This window comes from Brachybacterium sp. AOP43-C2-M15 (genome assembly GCF_052446295.1).
Lineage (GTDB): Bacteria > Actinomycetota > Actinomycetes > Actinomycetales > Dermabacteraceae > Brachybacterium.
The window spans coordinates 58,941-76,275 of the sequence record NZ_JBQSWB010000012.1; the positions used below are offsets into that span (position 1 = coordinate 58,941).

A 17,335-nucleotide genomic window follows, 5' to 3' on the forward strand; every position below is an offset into this window, starting at 1 on the left:
ACCGACCTCAGTTGCTCGGACATCGCCGTCCGCAAGGAGACAGAGTTGCCTCTTCACCAGCGCGTCATCTGCTCGACCATCAGCTTCCGCCGCCTCGATCTCGATGCCGCACTCCGCCAGATCGCCGACCTCGGATTCTCCGGAATCGACCTCGGTGCACTGCCCGGAGTCTGCGATCACGTGCCCTATGCGCTGACGGCGGACGCCGTGCGAGAGGTCGCCTCGACCGTTCGCGAGTCAGGACTGGCCGTGCGCTCGATCAACGCCGACATCGGCGATCTCAACCGGCCGCTCGATGCCGAGGGGCGACGTGCACGGGACGCGCATCTCGAGCAGCTCCTCGACCTCGCGGTGCAGGTCGACGCACCGGCCATCGTGCTCCCCTGCGGCTCTCCCGGGCACGCTCCGATCCGCGAAATCGCGGCCGACATCCGACTCGTCGCGCTCGAGCTGCGTCGTGCGTCCCGGATCGCCGCAGCCCGCGAGGTCCGGATCTGGGTCGAGTCCCAGCACTCGGGTCGGCTCTGCCATGACCTCCAGGGCGCCGCGCAGCTCGTCGGCGAGCTGCGTGGAAGCGGCGTGCGGTCCGTCCTGGACCTCAGTCACGTCGTGGCCTCCGGTGACGACCCGCTGACATGGATCGACCGGCTCGCTCCGGAGGTCGCGCACGTCCACATCCGCGATGCCCGCCGCGGCGACATCCATCTGACCCCGGGCAACGGCGATGTGGACTTCGCCGCCGCCATCGCAGCGCTCACCGCCGCCGGTTACCAGGGCGACTTCTCGCTCGAGCTGGAGACGGCTGATGTCGCCGACGCCGAGCGTCCCGCCGCTGCGGCCCGCGCCGGGCGCCTCATCTCCTCCCACCTCTGACCCCGACGATCCTGACCTCCCGACGATCGGATGACACCCATGGACCTGTCCCACTCCACCCAGCGCACAGCAGTCGTGACCGGTGCGGGGTCCCCGCGCGGCATCGGCCGGGCCACCGCCCGGCGGTACGCCCGTGAGGGATGGGCCGTCGTCGTGGCGGACCTCGACCCGGCGGCCGCGGAGTCCACCGCCGCTGTCCTCTCCGAGGAATCCGCCGTCCCGGTGCTCGCCCAGCAGGTCGATGTCACCTCCGCCGGCTCCGTGGCCGCCCTGCGTGCCGCCGTGACGACCTCGGACCTGCCCCCCGTGGGCGCAGTCGCGACCATCGCGGGCATCGCGGACCCCACCCCCTTCCTCGAGGTCACCCCGGAGCTGTGGGAGCGAGTCTTCGCGGTCAACTCGACCGGCACCTTCCTCACCGTGCGGGCCTTCGTGCCCGACATGATCGAGAACGGGTACGGGCGGGTGGTGACGATGTCCTCCGTCTCCGCGCAGCAGGGCGGAGGGGTGTTCTCGAAGACCCCGTACTCCGCGGCGAAGGCTGCCGTCCTCGGTTTCACGCGATCCATCGCCCGGGAGCTCGCTCCGTACGGGATCACGTGCAATTCCGTCTCGCCCGGCGCAGCAGACACCGACATCCGTGCCGGCGCGACCGATGACGAGCGCGAGGCGGCGCTGTCCGCTTCGATCCCCCTGGGCCGGCAGGCGACGCCGGAGGACATCGCCGCACTGTTCGTCTTCCTCTCGAGCGAGGACGCCTCGTACATCACCGGCACCACCCAGAACATCAACGGCGGCGCCTACATCGCCTGACGGATCCGGAGAAGGAGGAACCATCATGAAGTCAGCGACGAACGTGGTGAAGAAGGTCCTCGACACGGTCGAGAGAGCGGTGATGCTCGCCGCGGTGGTGTCACTCGCCGTCATCGTGCTCACCGTGGTGTGGCAGGTCTTCGCCCGCTACGTGACCAGCCAGTCCACCTCCTGGGCGCCCGAGCTCGCCCAGACCGCCTTCGTCTGGACGGCGTTGCTCGCGATCCCGCTGGGCACCCGCAGCGGGCGACACATGCTGGTGGACATCTGGCGGGGGCGGTCCGAGACGCTGCAGAAGCTGATGTTCACGCTGGCCTCGGTCGCCGTGATGCTCATCTGCCTGGCGCTCTTCGTCTACGGGATCGAGATGCTCGCCACCTCGTCCCAGCGCAAGCTCTCGAGCCTCGGGATCTCCTCGGGATGGCAGATGGCCGCCGTTCCCGTCGGGTTCGGGCTCAGCTTCATCTTCCAGCTCGAGGTGCTCGTGCGGCGATTCATCGCGCCCGCCACTGTCGAGGTCGACCCCGTCGAGCAAGCGCTCTGAGCCGGGAAAGGGACTGCTGACATGGGTGGAATGCTCCTGGGGTCGTTCGGCGGCGGAATCCTCGCCCGGATCCCCATCGGGTTCGCACTGGCCGGCGCCTCGCTGGCCACGCTGTACCTGATGACCAACAACAACCTGGCGATCGGTGCCCAGCGCATCGTCGCCGGGATCACCCCCTACCCGCTCCTGGCCGTCCCCCTGTTCATCCTGGCCGGTGGCCTGATGAACGTCGGCGGCATCTCCAAGCGGCTGCTCGGGCTCGCGGACGCGATCGTCGGCCGGCTCGCCGGCGGCCTCGCCCACACCAACATCCTCTCGTCGGTGTTCTTCGGCGGTCTGTCGGGCTCGTCCGTCGCCGACGTCTCCTCGCTGGGCCGGATCCTCATCCCCGCCATGAAGGAGCGCAACTACACTGCCGCCTATGCGGCAGGCGTGACCGCGGCCTCGGCGATCATCGCGCCGATCCTGCCGCCGTCCATCACGCTGATCCTGTACGGCGTGGTCACCGGGACCTCGATCGGGCAGCTGTTCTTCGCCGGCATCATCCCCGCGATCATCTACATGGCGGCACTGATGATCACCGTGCTGCTCACGGTCCGGCGTCGCGGCTTCGACGCGGAATCCACTGCGACGGTGGATCCCAAGGAGATCGGTCGCACGCCGAAGGAAGAGATCCCTTCGCTCCTGCCTGCCTTCCTGCAGGCCATCCCCGCGCTGCTGCTGCCGGTCCTGATCCTGGTCGGCATCCGGGGAGGAATCTTCACCCCCACCGAGGCCGCCGCGATGGCCGTCGCCTACTCCGTGCTCATCGGTGCTCTCGTGTACCGCGAGCTCACGCCCGGCAAGATCGTCGAGGCCATGAAGGACTCGATCGTCCTGATCGGTCTGATCCTGCTCGTCATGGCGTCGGCGCAGCTGTACTCCTGGGCACTCACCTCGGGGGGAGTGCCGCAGGCGATCGCCGGGGCGCTCATCGAGGTCTCCCAGAGTCCGATCGTGATCCTCCTGCTGATCAACGTCCTGCTCCTGATCGTCGGGATGTTCATCGAGGCCAACGCCGCGATCATCATCCTCATCCCGATCCTGTTCCCGGTCGCCATGGAGCTCGGCATCGACCCGCTCCACCTGGGCGTCGTGATCGTCGTGAACATGGGCCTGGGCCTCGTGACCCCTCCCGTCGGCCTGAACCTGATGCTCGCCTCGGAGATCGCCGAGATCGACATGTTCGAGGGCGTCCGGGGCATCTGGCCGTTCCTGATCGCAGGACTCGCCGTCCTGATGCTGCTCACCTTCGTGCCCGTGCTGACCACCTGGCTGCCGGGCATCGCCTTCTGACCCCCGCGACGGGCACCCGCCCGGCGCACCCTGCACCACCACCACAGAGGAGTGTTCGACGATGATCACACGCAGGCAGTCACTCACCGGTATGGCCGCGCTCGGAGCCGCCACCCTCGGTCTCGCGGGGTGTTCGAGCCTCCGGCCCGACGGCGGCAGCGACGGCGACGGCGGCGGCACGAACACGCTCGTGCTCGGCCACGCAGGCTCCGAGACGGATCCCCGCCAGCTGGGCTCCGAGCAGATCAAGGAGATCGTCGAGGAGCGCACGGACGGCAGGATCACCGTCGAGATCCACGCCAACTCCACCCTCGGCTCCTGGGAGCAGATGATCGAGGGCCTCCAGCTCGGCACGACGCACCTGGTCATCGAATCGATCCTCGCGCTCGAGGCGTACACCGACCTCGCTGCGGTGGAGACCGCACCGTTCCTCTACGAGTCCGACGAGCAGTTCTTCGGAGTCTGGGAGGGGGAGCTGGGGACCGAGATCAAGACCGCGCTGACCGAGGAGACCGGCTTCGAGCTGCTGGGCAACATGTTCCGCGGCGCACGCAACCTCACGGTGAATTCCGAAGTGGCGACGTTGGACGCGCTCAGGGGACTCACCATCCGTACGCCGTCCACGCAGACCATGGTGGACACCTGGCAGATGCTCGGCGCACGTGCCGAGGCGATGCCCTGGGACGAGGTGTACTCCGCCCTCGAGCAGGGAGTCATCGACGGCCAGGAGAATCCGCTGGACGTCGCGACCTTCAATGCGCTCTACGAGGTGCAGACCCACTGCACCCTCACCCAGCACATGTACGCCAACTACCACTTCCTCATGTGGGGCGAGACCCTCGCGGACTTCTCGGACGAGGATCAGCAGATCATCCGGGAGGCGGCCGACGAGGTGGGCCGGACCTACACCGAGCGCACCGTCACCAGCCTCGAGGAGTACCGCACCACGCTCGAGGACGAAGGCATGGTCTTCGTCGAGCTCGAGGACCGCGAGCAGTGGGTCGAGAAGGTCGCCCCGATCATCGATGAGCTGCCGGACCAGGTCGCCACCTGGGTCGAGCAGATCCGGGGCCAGGCGTGAGCCGATCCGTCGACGCGGTGGTCGTCGGGCTCGGCGCGATGGGCCTGCCCATGGCGCGGGGCCTGGCGGCCGCCGGCCTCGAGGTCGTCGGCGTCGAGACCTCGACGCAGCGCCGGGCCGACGCCGCTGACCTCGCCACCGTGGGCTCCCTCGCGCAGGCCCCGCCGAGCGCGGCCGTCCTGGTCATGGTCGCGACTCCGGAGCAGCTGAGCTCGGTGGTCGACGATGCTCTCCGTGCCGGGTCGACCGAAGCGACATGGATCCTCTCGGGCACCCTCGGCACCGACGCCGTCCTCGAGCAGACCGAGCGGCTGCGGACGATCGGGGCCCGGGCGGTCGACGCGCCGGTGACCGGTGGGGTCGCCGGAGCGACGGCGGGCACGCTGGTCCTGTTCGTCGGCGGGGCCGACGAGGACATCGCCGCGGCACAGCCTGTGCTCCGCGCTCTCGGCACCCCGGAGGTGGTCGGAGGTCGGATCGGCGATGGCCAGATGATGAAGATGGTCAACCAGCACCTGTGCTCGATCCACCTCGCCGCGGCCGCCGAAGCGCTGGTCCTCGCCGGCCGGCTGGGCCTCGACCAGCAGCGGGTGCTCGATCTGCTCGGCCGCGGTGGCGCCGCTTCCTGGATGCTCGCGGACCGCGGCCCTCGCATGCTCACCCCGCCGGAGACCGTCAACTCCTCGGTGGACGTCTTCGTCAAGGACTCTCATCTGGTGCAGACGGCCGCCGAGCGCGTCGACGCACCGACCCCGGTGCTCGCCGCCGCGCGCGGTCACTTCGTGGACGCCCATCGGCGCGGGGCGGGATCCGCCGACGACTCCCAGATCTTCGCAGTCCTCGACTCCCCGCCCTGACCGTGAGCGCTCGCAGCGCGCGAGCGCCAGCCCGACCGTCCCCGACACCCCCGAACACCTTCTCGTCTGAAAGGACACCACCATGAATCTGCACGAACTCCTCCAGGGCCGCCAGGACGCCGGAGACCCGATCAGGATCGGCCTCATCGGCGCGGGGCGCTTCGGGACCATGTTCCTCTCCCAGGTGCGCAACACCCCCGGCATGCACGTCGTCGGCATCGCCGACATCAACACCCAGCGTGCCGAGGGCGCCCTGGAGCTCGTGGACTGGCCGGCCGATGCCATCGCCTCGAGCGTGGAGGACGCCCTCGCCCACGGCTCGACCGTGGTCGTCCCCGACGCGGGTGAGCTGCTGGACGCGGACCTCGACATCATCGTCGAGGCGACCGGCAATCCGATCGTCGGCACCGACCATGCCCTGCGCGCGATCCGCGGCGGCAAGCACATCATCATGGTGACCGTCGAGGCCGATGCCCTGTGCGGCCCCGCCCTCGCGGCGGAGGCGAAGAAGGCGGGTCTCGTGTACTCCCTCGCCTACGGTGACCAGCCGGCACTGATCTGGGAGCTCGTGGACTGGGCCCGCACCTCCGGGTTCACGGTCACCGCCGCCGGGAAGGGAGCGAAGTACCTCCCGCACTACCACCAGATGAATCCGGACAACGTGTGGGAGAACTGGGAGTTCTCCAAGGAGCTCACCGACTCCGGTCAGCTGAACCCGTACATGCACACCTCGTTCCGGGACGGCACGAAGGCCGCGATCGAGATGGCGGCCGTCGCGAACGCGGCCTCGCTGTTCCCCTCCGACGAGGGTCTGACCTTCACCCCGGGCGACGTGGAGCAGATCGCGTCGATCTGCCGTCCCGCAGCTGATGGCGGCGTGCTCGCGCACAACGGGTCGGTGGACGTGATGAGCTCGGTGACCCGGGAGGGCGAGTGGATCGACCACAACACCCAGGAAGGCGTGTTCGTGGTGGTGGAGGCGACGAACGACTACGTCTCGGGATGCTTCACCGAGTACCCCTGGCACCCGGACGCCACCGGGCGCTATGCCGCGCTGTACCGTCCGTACCACTACGTCGGCCTCGAGCTCGGCATCTCGATCGCCAACGCCGTGCTCCGCGGGGTGGCGACCGGCAGCCCGGTCGGCTTCTATGCCGACGTCGTCGCGACCGCGAAGAAGGACCTCACCGCCGGGGAGGTGCTCGACGGCGAGGGCGGCTTCTGCGTGTACGGCAAGCTGATCTCCGCCGAGACCTCGGTCGCGCGCGGCGCTCTTCCCGTCGCACTCGCCCACAGCGTCCCGCTGATCCGTGACGTCGCCGCGGGCGAGGTCGTCACCTGGGACGACGTCGAGATGGTCGACGGAATGGGGACCGTGCTGGAGATGCGCCGCGCAACCGTTGCCCTGATGGAGAAGGCCGCCGAGTCCGCGACCGTCTGAGGCCCGAGCCTCCACGACGGGGTGGGGCGCTGCCGGGCCTCGCATCGGCAGCGCCCGCCTCCTCATCTGCTGCGGCGCGGACAGCCGTGGCCCGCATCGATCTCATGAAGGAGACCCCCGTGCAGCATCCGGCAGTCGCAGAAGAAGCAGCAGTCGCCGTCGTCGGCCTCGGCCCGATGGGTCACCCGATCGCGACGAACCTGCTCGCCTCCGGTCGAGAGGTGACGGTCTGGAACCGCACCCCGAGCCGCGGGGACGATCTCGTCGCCGCCGGTGCGCGGCGGCCCGGGACGCTCGCCGAGGCGGCAGCGCCCGTGATCCTGTCCGTCCTGCCGGACGTCCACCATCTCAGCGCGCTCCTCACCCCCGAGGTGCGGCAGGCCTGGTCGCGGGCCGGGGCTCGGCTGGTGGTGCTGTCCACCACCGGGCCGGAGAAGGTGCGCGCCCTCGCGGAAGATCTCGCCGCCGACGGGATCCGCGTGGTCGACGCCCCCGTCTCGGGAGGAGTCGCAGGGGCCCGGGCAGGGACCCTGGCGATCATGGTCGGGGGAGCGGAGGAGGACGTCGACGCGGTGCGTGGCGTGCTCGAGACCATCGGCTCCACGGTGCTGCACCTGGGCCCACTGGGCAGCGGCGCGACCGCCAAGCTGTGCAACCAGATCGTCGTCGCCGGCACCCTCGCCTCCCTCGGCGAGGCCCTCGCGCTCGCCCGCCGCAGCGGGCTGGACATCGATGCGCTGGTCGCCCTGCTCCAGGGCGGCCTGGCCGGCAGCGAGGTGCTCACCCAGAAGCAGGAGAACCTCCGCTCGCGCGACTATCCGCTGGGCGGCTCCGCGGACAACCAGGTCAAGGACCTGCTGTACGCCACCGAGGCGGCCGACGCCGTGGGACTGCCGGCTCGGATGATCCCGGTGCTGCGCGAGCTGTTCGAGGCCACGGTCGAGCAGGGCCACGGCCAGGAGGACCATGCCGCGGTGCAGGAGATCTTCCTCGAGCGCTGAGGCGAGGCCGCGCCGGAGACGAGGGCGCGGATCCTGACGGTTCCGCGATCACAGAGCCGACACCCTGCTCCCGGTGATCCGCACGTTCGTGATCGACGGGCGGGGCCGGCGCTGTGGAACTGGACGATCCGCTGGTGGAGGTGGAAGGGCCGGAAGGGCTGCTGGAGGGTTGAAGGACGGTCCGCCCCCGTCGGAGACCCTCTTGCACCCCATGCCCTGCTGACCCACCATGTGGCCATGCGACTGATCTTCCTCCACGGACCTGCGGCGGCCGGCAAGCTCACCACGGCGCGGGCGCTCGCCGAGATCGTCGGCTATCCGGTGTTCCACAACCACCTCGTCGTGGACACCCTCACCACCGTCTTCCCCTTCGGCAGCGACCCCTTCGTGCGCCTGCGCGAGCAGTTCTGGCTCGCCGCCTTCGAGGAGGCGGCCCGAACCGGCCGCTCCGTGATCTTCACCTTCGCTCCTGAATCGACGGTCCGCAGCGGCTTCCCGGCGCTGGCGGTGGAGGCGGTCCAGCGCCACAGCGGGACCGTGCACTTCGTGAGGCTGGCGGTGGGGGAGGCGGAGCAGGAACGGCGCATCGAGAACCCCGACCGGGCCGAGTTCGAGAAGCTCCATGACGTCTCGACGCTTCGCCGCCTGCGGCAGGAGCCGGGGGAGGTCGAGCAGCCGCCGGTCGATCTCGAGATCGACACCGAGCACAGCAGCGCGCAGGAGTCCGCTCTGGCGATCGCGCAGCACTTCGCGCTTCCTGTCGTCGCGGCGGAGGGACGATACGGCGAGATTTCGTGAGCAGGGGCGCCGCGGCCACCGCCCGCCGAGCCGCCGTCCCATGGACCGATCACTGGCGCACCGCCGGGCTCCCGAGGGGTCAGAGGCCGCGCGCCGCCAGCCAGTCGTACCCCTCGGAGACCACCTGGAACGGGTCCAGTGAGGTCCGGTCGAGCTCGACCAGGGCCCACTCGAGCTGTTCGGGCAGAGCGGAGACGGCGCCGTCGAGATCCGCGCTGCCGTATCCCAGGGGCACCTGGTCCGCGAGCGGATCCTCCGACAGGCCGGGCCCGTCCTTGAAGTGCACGAGCCGCACCTGATCACCGAGCCGCTCCAGCAGCTGGGGGACCGCCCGGCCGGCGGTGTGCGCCCAGTAGAGGTCGAGCTCCACGACGATCGACGGATCGAGGGCCTCGACGAACCGGTCGTAGCCGTGCGTGCCGTCGGGCAGCTCCGGCCAGTCCCACCAATGGTTGTGATAGCCGACCCTGACTCCGTGCTCCGCGGCCCTCTCGGCGAGGTGCCCGAAGTGGTCCGCGAACCGCTGCACCCCGCTCGGGGAGGTGAGGACGTCACGGCCGAACCCGAGGACGTGCTCGGGGATGCTGGCGATGGCGACGGGCACCCCGACGAGGGCCAGCTCCTCGAGGAGCCAGTCCATCTCCGAGGGCAGCGGGAACCTGGTGTGCGCGGAGCTCACCGTCATGCCCGCGCGGTCGATGCTGCGCCGGAGCATCGTGGCTCTCGTGAGCCGGTCCCCGCGGTACAGCGACGGGTCGCCGAGCCCGAAGGGCTCCACGCCGGCGAAGCCGATCTCGGCGACCTTCTCGAGCGTGCGATCCGGGTCGAGCGCGAGCTCCTGTCGCACCGCATACAGCGCGAGACCCTTCGACGGCATGGTGCTCCTCTCTCCATCCACCATCCAACTTACCTTAGGTTAGTAAGTATGGTATCCAGGTCGCTCCGACGCAAGGAACAATTCTGAGCGAGCATGCAGCCCACCAGAGGAGAACGACGTGACCCCACTGCGGCACCGCACGGCGAACGAGACGGCCATGGCCGTTCTGGACCTCGTCCGTCGGCGATCACCCATCTCCCGCGTGGAGCTCTCGCACGCCACCGGGCTCACGGAGACGTCGATCTCCAAGACGGTGCGCCGGCTGCTCGAGTCCGGGTATGTCGAGGAGGCCGGTCAGGACTCCTCGGGCCGCGGGAAGTCCCGCACGATGCTCCGCCTCGCTCCGTCGGCGATGCATGCGGTGGGCGTCGTGCTGGACGACACCAGGGTCCAGTGCGTGCTCACCGACTTCGCGGGCACGCTCCTCGCCTCGCGAGAGCTCCCGGGGACCCGCGGCACCCTCCCTCACCTCGTCACCGAGCGTGTCTCGAACGCCGTCCTGCAGATGATCGCCGGCGCCGGGCTCACTCCCTCCGATCTCGCGGGCGCGTGCCTGGCGAGCCCGGGTCGTTTCGACGAGGAGAAGAAGCAGCTGCGCCTGTCGGCCCATGCCTCCGAGTGGGAGGACTACGACGTCCAGGAGCAGTTCACCGCGCTCACCTCGATCCCGGCCCGGCTCGAGAAGGACTACGGCTGCGCGGCGCTCGCGGAGCACTGGGTCGCGCGGGACACGCCCTCGGACTTCATCACGGTGTACCTGGCCAACGGCATCGGCGCCGGGATCATGATCGACGGCGAGCTCTACGGCGGAGCCTCCTCGAACGCCGGGGAGATCGGGCACATCTCGCTCGATCCCGACGGGCCGGAGTGCTCGTGCGGGAACCGGGGGTGCCTCGAGCGCGTCGCCTCCCCCCAGTATCTCGTCGCGGCGGCGGTCGCGGATGCGCCGCTCGCCGCGCGGCTCGAGCTCTCCGGGGCGCGGGACACCATCCGCACGGACTTCGAGAGGATCGCCTTCGCTGCGACACGCGGGGACGACGGCGCCGTGAAGCTCGTCAGCGCCGCGGCCGAGCGGCTCGCCCAGGCCGTCGTCGGCCTCTCCAACACGCTGGACCCCGCCGAGATCGTCCTCGCGGGCCCCGCCCTCGAGCTGGTGGGCGAGATCTACGCCACGACGATCCGGGAGAGGCTGGCGACCAGCTTCTTCATGCGCCCCGTGCACGAGGTGTCCGTGCGCCTGTCCGGACTGGGCCTCGACGGCGCCGCCCTCGGCGCCGCGACCTCCGTGCTGCGCGCCGAGGCCCATTCCCTCTGACGTTCCCTCTGACGCCTGCCCTGACGGCTCCCTCCGGCGGCTCCCCGGGCGCCGTCGCGCCTCGTCGGTCGTGACGCGGCGCCGACTGCCGCCGCGCCCTGAGGAGACGGACGGCGCCCTCCGGTCATGTCCTGCCCGCCCTCCGGTGCTGTGCATGCCTTGACTTTTTTACTTACTCAGGTTTAGAAAGGTGTCCACCCGGTTCGCCACTGCCTCGGCAGCCAGTTCAATGAGGAGCTTCACCATGGGCACGTCAACTCGTTCGAGCATCCCCCGGCGCACTGCGCTGAAGTACGGCGCCACCACGACGGCGGCCGCCGCCGCAGCCGCGGGCCTCGCGGCCTGCGGGGGCAGCGGCGGCAGCGGGCAGACAGAGGTCCGCATGTGGTCCTGGTACAACGAGCAGGAGGAGGTGCTTCCCCGGGTCATCGCCGAGTTCGAGGAGAAGAACCCCTCCATCACCGTCACCAACCGTCTCTTCGGCAGCCCCGACCAGTACCTGCCGGCGCTCCAGGCGGCTGTCTCGGGCGGCGACCTCCCGGAGATCTTCGCCCCGCACACGCGGGCGCTCGAGTACGGCAGGAACGGGATCAGTCTCGACATCAAGTCCGCGCTCGGTGCCGACTTCACCGACCAGTTCTTCGACTCCGCCAACGACCAGTACACGCTGGACGGCGCGCAGTACGGCATCGGATGGATGGCCCAGACCTTCGGCGTCTTCTATGCCCCGGAGATGCTCGAGGCCGCCGGGGTCGACGGGGAGCCGGAGACCTGGGACGACCTGATCGCCGCCGCGGAGCTGCTCCGGGACGCCGGGACCGCACCGCTCGCCGCCTCCTTCAACCCCGGCACGAGCGGTCTGGACTTCTTCCTGCCGCTGATCACCCAGGTCACGGACGACCCCACCTGGTATCTCGGTCTCGATCAAGGCGAGGAGGGGTACGAGTACACCTCCCCGGAGGTCGTGGAGGCCCTCGAGCTCTTCGAGAAGATCGTCCAGGGCCAGGTCTTCCAGGACGGGGCGGGAGCGACCCAGGGGCCCGAGGCGACCCAGATGTTCTACACGGGACGGTCCGCCATGCTCTTCAGCGGGTCATGGACGCCCCAGGGCCTCGGGCAGGACGCCGATCCGGAGTTCGTGGAGTCCTACAGGGTCATGAGGACCCCCGCGATCAGCAGCGGCCAGCGGCATTGGACCGCGAACCAGGCCGGCGCCGGATGGGCGGTCACCTCGGAGGAGAGGAACCAGGACGCCACGCTCGAGTTCCTCCAGTTCCTGTACTCCGACGAGCAGTACTCGACGCTCATGAACGAATCGGACTCGATGCCGGCGACCAAGGCCGCCGCGGAGACGATCGAGAACCCGATCATGAAGCAGATGACCTCGTGGCTGCTCGATGGCGACGGGTGCCCGCACATCCCGTTCGGCCCCGGGTCCTCGGAGGCCGGTGGGCCGCTCTCGAACATCCTCGACGGCTCCGGCACGCCCGAGCAGGTCGCCCAGGAGATGCAGGACGCCGTCGAGAACGCCCGAGGCTCCAGCTCATGACACCGACCGTGCTGCGCCCGCACACCTCGACGTCGCCCCCGGCACCCGCGCGGCGCCGACGCGGGGTCCCGCCGATCCGTCGCAAGGAGATGCTGGCCGGCTACGGATTCGTGCTCCCGACGCTGGTGCTGTTCGCACTGTTCGTCGGCTTCCCGATCCTCCGGACCTTCTCCCTGAGCGCCACCGAATGGAGCGGCTTCGGGGAGGCGGACTTCGTCGGCCTCGACAACTACCTCCGAGCGGCAGGGGACCCGGTCGCCCAGCGCGCCCTGACGCTGACCATCGTCTGGGCGCTGGCGACCACCGTCCTGCAGACCGCGATCCCCCTGGTGATCGCGGCGATGGTCGCCACCGTGCCGGGGCCCGTCTCGGTGGTCGTGCGCACGGCGCTGTTCATGCCCGGCATCGTCTCCTTCGTCGTCTCCGGGGTCCTGTGGCGTCTGATCTACGACCCGAACTTCGGCACGCTGAACGCGGCGATCCAGAGGATGGGGTTCGAGGGCTTCAACCACCCGTGGCTGGGCTCGGCGAACTCCGCGATCCCCGCTCTTCTCGTGGTGGCGGTCTGGCAGGGAGTCGGCATGAGCATGCTGATCTTCTTCGCGGGCATCCAGGGGATCGACCCCGGGCTGAACGAGGCCGCGATGATGGACGGCGCCGGAACCATCCAGCGGTTCCGACACGTCACGCTGCCGAGCCTGCGCTTCGTCACGGCGATCGTCCTCGCGCTGAACCTGATGAACGGCTTCAAGGTGTTCGACCTGATCTATGTCATGACCGGCGGTGGGCCCAACAACAGCACCCAGGTGCTCGGCACCTACCTGTACGGCCTCGCCTTCGGGTCGGCCTCGGGATCGGTGCCCCAGCTCGGGTACGCCTCCGCCCTCTCGGTCGTCGTGATGGCGCTGTGCACGGCGGCGGTGCTCTTCCAGATGCGGCTGAGCAGAAGGGCCTCGCGATGAGCACGACCACCACCTCGATGACGGGGCAGGCGCGGGCGAAGAGCATCGCCACCAGCGCCGTCCTGCTGCTGATCTCCATCGCCACGGTCTATCCGTTCGTCTGGATGATCCTCACCTCGATCCGGGAGTCGAACTCCGTGTTCGGCGGGAGCTTCCTGCCCGAGAGCGTCACGTTCGATGCGTACGCCAGGGTCCTCGAGTTCACCGGATTCGTCGGCCACTACTGGAACTCGATCTGGATGACCACGGTGACCTGCGCGGTCGTCCTCGTGCTGTCGACCCTGTGCGGATACGCCTTCGCGAAGCTCCGGTTCCCCTTCAAGAACGCGCTGTACATCGTGCTGCTGTCGACGCTGATGATGCCCGGGACGGCGCTGATCATCCCGGTCTACCTGCAGCTGCGCTCCTTCGGCCTGCTGGACAGCCAGCTGGGGCTGATCATCGTCTACGCCTCGGGTGCCGCGCCGTTCTCCATGTTCCTGATGCGCGCCTTCTTCGAGTCCCTGCCGGACGAGCTCGTCCACTCCGCGCGGGTCGACGGGGCCGGCGAGCTGACGATCTTCCTCCGGGTCGTGCTGCCGCTGGCTCGGCCCGGGATCGCGACCGTGGTGATCTTCCAGTTCCTCGCGACCTGGAACGAGTTCCTCATGGCCAACACGGTCCTGCAGACTCCGGACAAGCTGCCGCTGCAGCCGGTCCTGTTCTCCCTGCAGGGCCAGTACTCCACCGACTGGACCACGCTCAGCGCAGGGCTCACGCTCTCCGCGATCCCCGTGATCCTGGTCTACGTGTTCCTGCAGAAACAGTTCGTCGCCGGCATGACGCTCGGCGCCGTGAAGAGTTGAGAAAGAGGATCCATGAGCATCGAATCGATCACCATCAACGTCCGGGACGTCGCGGCCTCGCGCGCCTTCTACACCGAGCACCTCGCGGCGCAGGTGATGGAGGAGGACCACGAGCACGCGCTCCTGGACCTGGTCACCGCGACGATCCGCCTGCAGCGCGTCGACGGCTCCGTCGCCTCGTCCTGGCACAAGGACGACCTGCACCGGGGATTCCGCCACATCGGCTTCAAGGTGGCCGACACCGACGCCCTGTTCGCCGGCGTCGAGGCCGATGGCGTGCCCGTCCACCTCGCCCCGATCGATGCCGAGGGGGGCGTGCGCATCGCCTTCTTCTACGACCCGGACGGCACCCTGCTGGAGTTCGTCCAGGGCGACCTCCAGTACCACCACGTGGTCGATCAGGAGCTCGTCGATGCCGAGCACGGACTCGGCGTCCCCGACCGACCGCGGTTCGACCACGTCGCCGAGACGGTCGACAGCTTCGAGGCGACCCAGGCCTTCTACGCCCCCCTCGGGTTCCGTCATCACGGGAGCATCGACCAGCCCGCCGACCCGCGCGGCTTCGGGATCCGCTTCCTCACCCAGGGGAGCACCGTGCTCGAGATCTTCACCTACGAGGCGGAGACGACGCCGACCGCGCCTGCTCCGGGAGCTCCGGGCTTCGACAGCATCGTGGTCAGCGGGGGAGAGGCCTGGCCTCCGCGCGGAGCGGGGCAGCACGACGATCTGGTGCTGGATCCGGACGGTCTCGTCCTGAGGAACGGTCTCGGATGAACGACCTCGAGATCCCCCGGCCGACGGGACCGGGCTGGACCAGGCCGCTCGGCCGCACCGGGCTGCAGGTCTCCGCGGTCTGCGCCGGGGGCGGCGTGCTCGGCTCCGTGCCGCAGATCTTCGGATACGAGGTCTCCGAGGACGCTGCGAGCTCCCTGCTCGCGAGGCTGTTCGAGTCGCCCATCTCCTTCCTCGACACCTCGAACGGATACTCCGGCGGTGAGAGCGAGCGGCGCATCGGCGCTGCCCTCCGCGCGCGGGGCAACGCCCCCGAGGGCTTCGTCATCGCCACCAAGACCGACGGACGAGGCGGGGACTTCTCGGGACGTCGGGTGCGCGAGTCGATCGAGGAGTCGGCCGGACGACTCGGCATGGACGGCTTCCCGGTCCTCCACCTGCACGACCCCGAGTACTACCCGGACGTGGACTTCTTCGCCCCCGGCGGCGCGGTGGACGCGATGATCCAGGCCCGGGAGGAGGGGCGCGCCGACCATCTGGGGATCGCCACCGGGAGCATCGAGCAGGCGCACCGATTCCTGGACACCGGGGAGTTCGAGGTGCTGCTGATGCACTCGCGGTACACGCTCGTCGATCGCAGCGCCGATGCGCTGTACGACCGTGCCGCGGCCGAGGGCGTCGGGATCGTCAACGCGGCGGTGCTCGGTGCCGGGGTGCTCTCCCGCCCGCAGCAGGACCACACGCTCTACGGCTACCTTCCCATCGAGCCCGGTGTGCTCGAGGCCGCTCGACGGATGGAGGAGGCCGCGGTCGCGGAGGGGATCCCCCTGTCCACGCTCGCGATCCAGTTCTCCCTGCGGGACCCGCGCATCGCCTCGACGGCCGTCGGCTTCAGCCGGGCGGAGCGCATCCCCCAGACCCTCGAGGCGCTGAGCACCGAGGTGCCGCAGCGCCTGTGGGAACGGATCGAGGAGCTCGTCCCCGCGGAGGAACTCTGGCTGCACTAGCTGTGCTCGGCCCCGCTGTGCTCGGCCCCGCTGTGCTCGGTCTCGCTGCGCTCGGTCGGCAGGTCGGGTGCGCGCTCCCCGCGCCTCAGCCGAGCGTGGAGCTGCGCACCACCAGGCGAGGGGTCACCATCTGACGGCGGGGCGGACGCTCCTTCCCTTCGACGAGCGCGAGGAGGGTCTCGCCGGCGAGACGGCCGATCTCCGCCAGACCGATGTCGACCGTGGTCAGTGAAGGCCGCGACGCCAGCGCCATGACCTCCCAGTTGTCGAAGCCGGTGACGCGGACGGCTCCCGGCACCTCGATGCCCTTCTCGCGCAGGCGGTCGGTCACGCCGCGGGCGATCTGATCGGAGCCGCAGGAGAAGCCGTCGATGTCGCCGTTCGAGGCGAGCACCATGTCCACGGCCTGTCGTCCCCACTCCTCGGACCAGTGGCCGAACAGCGGCGGGACGACGAGTCGTCCGTCCAGGAACTGCGAGACGGCGGCCGCTCGCGTGGCCGCCGAATGGTGCCGCTCCGGTCCGGTGATGTGGACGATCCGCTCTGCGCCCATCGAGAGGAGGTGCTCGGCCGCGAGCACTGCTCCCTTGCCCTCGTCCGTGGCGACCGAGAAGTCCTCCGGATCCACCGACGGCGTGAAGGCGTAGACGGTGGGCACCGGCAGCCCGATCGACGGCCGCGGATCCGTCAGCCGACCGGTCACCACGATCCCGTCCACGCGCCGTTCGCGCAGTGACTGGAGATAGTGCTGTTCCCTCACGACGTCGTCGCGGGTGTCGCACAGGATGATCGCCATCCGCCCCGCGGCGAGCGCATCCTCCATGCCCATGAGCAGCGGCATCGAGAAGCGGCCGAAGGTGTCGGTGGTGAGCAGCCCGACCGTGTAGGTGCGCTTGCTGGTGAGGCTGCGTGCCGCGAGGTCGGGGACGAAGCCGAGGCGCTCGGCCGCCTCCTTGACCCGGGCGCGCGTCGCCTCGCGCAGCTGCCCGGTGTCGTTCATCGCCTTCGAGGCGGTGCTGACGGAGACGCCCGCCAGCGCGGCGACGTCGGCGATGCGGGGCGCCGTCCCTCGGTTGTTCTTCATCGGAGACCTCCCTCGGATGATCGCACGTGACAGCTCCTTCTCTCGTGCACGACGCCGAGGCACTTGCGTGCGACACCGGCGTGCGACGCCGACGTGCGGCGCCGAGGGGGAGCGCCCCTCGGTGTCGCTCGTCGTGATCCCGGGTCTTGTCGTGCTGTGTGATCCGTGCCAGCATTATGCCATCAACCGGTTTCCGTGGTTTCCGCAACGATGCATCACGT

General features: G+C 69.6%; 17 protein-coding genes. 15 read left to right on the plus strand and 2 right to left on the minus strand.

Annotation, left to right across the window (positions count from 1 at the left end; translation table 11 throughout):
- The first annotated feature begins 45 nt into the window (after window positions 1–45).
- From ACT3SP_RS13960 to ACT3SP_RS14000, 9 genes are all read left to right on the plus strand, one after another.
- The gene (locus ACT3SP_RS13960; protein ID WP_444587908.1) at window positions 46–873 is read left to right on the plus strand and encodes a sugar phosphate isomerase/epimerase family protein; all 828 of its coding nucleotides are present in this window, start codon (window positions 46–48) and stop codon (window positions 871–873) included.
- Window positions 874–912: 39 nt separating this feature from the next.
- Entirely contained in the window at window positions 913–1,686 is a 774-nt protein-coding gene (locus ACT3SP_RS13965) for an SDR family NAD(P)-dependent oxidoreductase (RefSeq protein WP_444587909.1), read from the plus strand.
- A 25-nt stretch (window positions 1,687–1,711) separates the two neighbouring features.
- On the plus strand, window positions 1,712–2,230 hold the full coding sequence (locus ACT3SP_RS13970) for a TRAP transporter small permease (RefSeq protein ID WP_444587910.1): 519 nt from the start codon (window positions 1,712–1,714) through the stop codon (window positions 2,228–2,230).
- A 21-nt stretch (window positions 2,231–2,251) separates the two neighbouring features.
- Window positions 2,252–3,565, plus strand: a complete 1,314-nt coding sequence (locus ACT3SP_RS13975; protein WP_444587911.1) for a TRAP transporter large permease — start codon at window positions 2,252–2,254, stop codon at window positions 3,563–3,565.
- Between the two features lie 61 nt (window positions 3,566–3,626).
- Window positions 3,627–4,646, plus strand: coding sequence for a TRAP transporter substrate-binding protein (locus tag ACT3SP_RS13980; RefSeq protein ID WP_444587912.1), 1,020 nt, complete (start codon window positions 3,627–3,629; stop codon window positions 4,644–4,646).
- Complete coding sequence (locus tag ACT3SP_RS13985) at window positions 4,643–5,503, plus strand: NAD(P)-dependent oxidoreductase (protein WP_444587913.1); 861 nt, start codon at window positions 4,643–4,645, stop codon at window positions 5,501–5,503. Before ACT3SP_RS13980 ends, ACT3SP_RS13985 begins: the two co-directional genes overlap by 4 nt.
- A gap of 82 nt (window positions 5,504–5,585) precedes the next feature.
- A complete protein-coding gene (locus ACT3SP_RS13990; protein ID WP_444587914.1) occupies window positions 5,586–6,944 on the plus strand; it encodes an NAD(P)H-dependent oxidoreductase in 1,359 nt (452 codons plus the stop codon).
- Between the two features lie 119 nt (window positions 6,945–7,063).
- Window positions 7,064–7,945 carry an NAD(P)-dependent oxidoreductase gene (locus tag ACT3SP_RS13995; RefSeq protein WP_444587915.1) on the plus strand — a complete coding sequence of 294 codons (882 nt, stop codon included), beginning with the start codon at window positions 7,064–7,066 and terminating at the stop codon, window positions 7,943–7,945.
- Window positions 7,946–8,182: 237 nt separating this feature from the next.
- The gene (locus ACT3SP_RS14000; RefSeq protein WP_444587916.1) at window positions 8,183–8,743 is read left to right on the plus strand and encodes a phosphotransferase-like protein; all 561 of its coding nucleotides are present in this window, start codon (window positions 8,183–8,185) and stop codon (window positions 8,741–8,743) included.
- Between the two features lie 79 nt (window positions 8,744–8,822).
- Here the strand turns inward: ACT3SP_RS14000 and ACT3SP_RS14005 are convergent, their stop codons facing one another.
- Window positions 8,823–9,620, minus strand: a complete 798-nt coding sequence (locus ACT3SP_RS14005; RefSeq protein WP_444587917.1) for a sugar phosphate isomerase/epimerase family protein — start codon at window positions 9,618–9,620, stop codon at window positions 8,823–8,825.
- Window positions 9,621–9,738: 118 nt separating this feature from the next.
- Here ACT3SP_RS14005 and ACT3SP_RS14010 point away from each other — a divergent pair, with 118 nt between their 5' ends.
- The 6 genes from ACT3SP_RS14010 to ACT3SP_RS14035 all read left to right on the plus strand — a co-directional run bounded on the left by ACT3SP_RS14010 (window position 9,739) and on the right by ACT3SP_RS14035 (window position 16,030).
- Complete coding sequence (locus ACT3SP_RS14010) at window positions 9,739–10,935, plus strand: ROK family transcriptional regulator (protein ID WP_444587918.1); 1,197 nt, start codon at window positions 9,739–9,741, stop codon at window positions 10,933–10,935.
- A gap of 244 nt (window positions 10,936–11,179) precedes the next feature.
- Window positions 11,180–12,484, plus strand: a complete 1,305-nt coding sequence (locus ACT3SP_RS14015) for an ABC transporter substrate-binding protein (RefSeq protein WP_444587919.1) — start codon at window positions 11,180–11,182, stop codon at window positions 12,482–12,484.
- On the plus strand, window positions 12,481–13,446 hold the full coding sequence (locus ACT3SP_RS14020) for a carbohydrate ABC transporter permease (RefSeq protein WP_444587920.1): 966 nt from the start codon (window positions 12,481–12,483) through the stop codon (window positions 13,444–13,446). Before ACT3SP_RS14015 ends, ACT3SP_RS14020 begins: the two co-directional genes overlap by 4 nt.
- Window positions 13,443–14,291 carry a carbohydrate ABC transporter permease gene (locus ACT3SP_RS14025; RefSeq protein ID WP_444587921.1) on the plus strand — a complete coding sequence of 283 codons (849 nt, stop codon included), beginning with the start codon at window positions 13,443–13,445 and terminating at the stop codon, window positions 14,289–14,291. The genes ACT3SP_RS14020 and ACT3SP_RS14025 overlap by 4 nt, the downstream gene beginning before the upstream one ends.
- Window positions 14,292–14,303: 12 nt before the next feature.
- Window positions 14,304–15,065: a VOC family protein gene (locus ACT3SP_RS14030; RefSeq protein ID WP_444587922.1), complete on the plus strand. Its 762-nt coding sequence runs from the start codon at window positions 14,304–14,306 to the stop codon at window positions 15,063–15,065.
- Entirely contained in the window at window positions 15,062–16,030 is a 969-nt protein-coding gene (locus tag ACT3SP_RS14035; protein ID WP_444587923.1) for an aldo/keto reductase, read from the plus strand. The genes ACT3SP_RS14030 and ACT3SP_RS14035 overlap by 4 nt, the downstream gene beginning before the upstream one ends.
- Before the next feature lie 85 nt (window positions 16,031–16,115).
- Here ACT3SP_RS14035 and ACT3SP_RS14040 read toward each other — a convergent pair whose 3' ends face one another.
- Window positions 16,116–17,114 carry a LacI family DNA-binding transcriptional regulator gene (locus ACT3SP_RS14040; RefSeq protein ID WP_444587924.1) on the minus strand — a complete coding sequence of 333 codons (999 nt, stop codon included), beginning with the start codon at window positions 17,112–17,114 and terminating at the stop codon, window positions 16,116–16,118.
- Window positions 17,115–17,335: the final 221 nt, after the last annotated feature.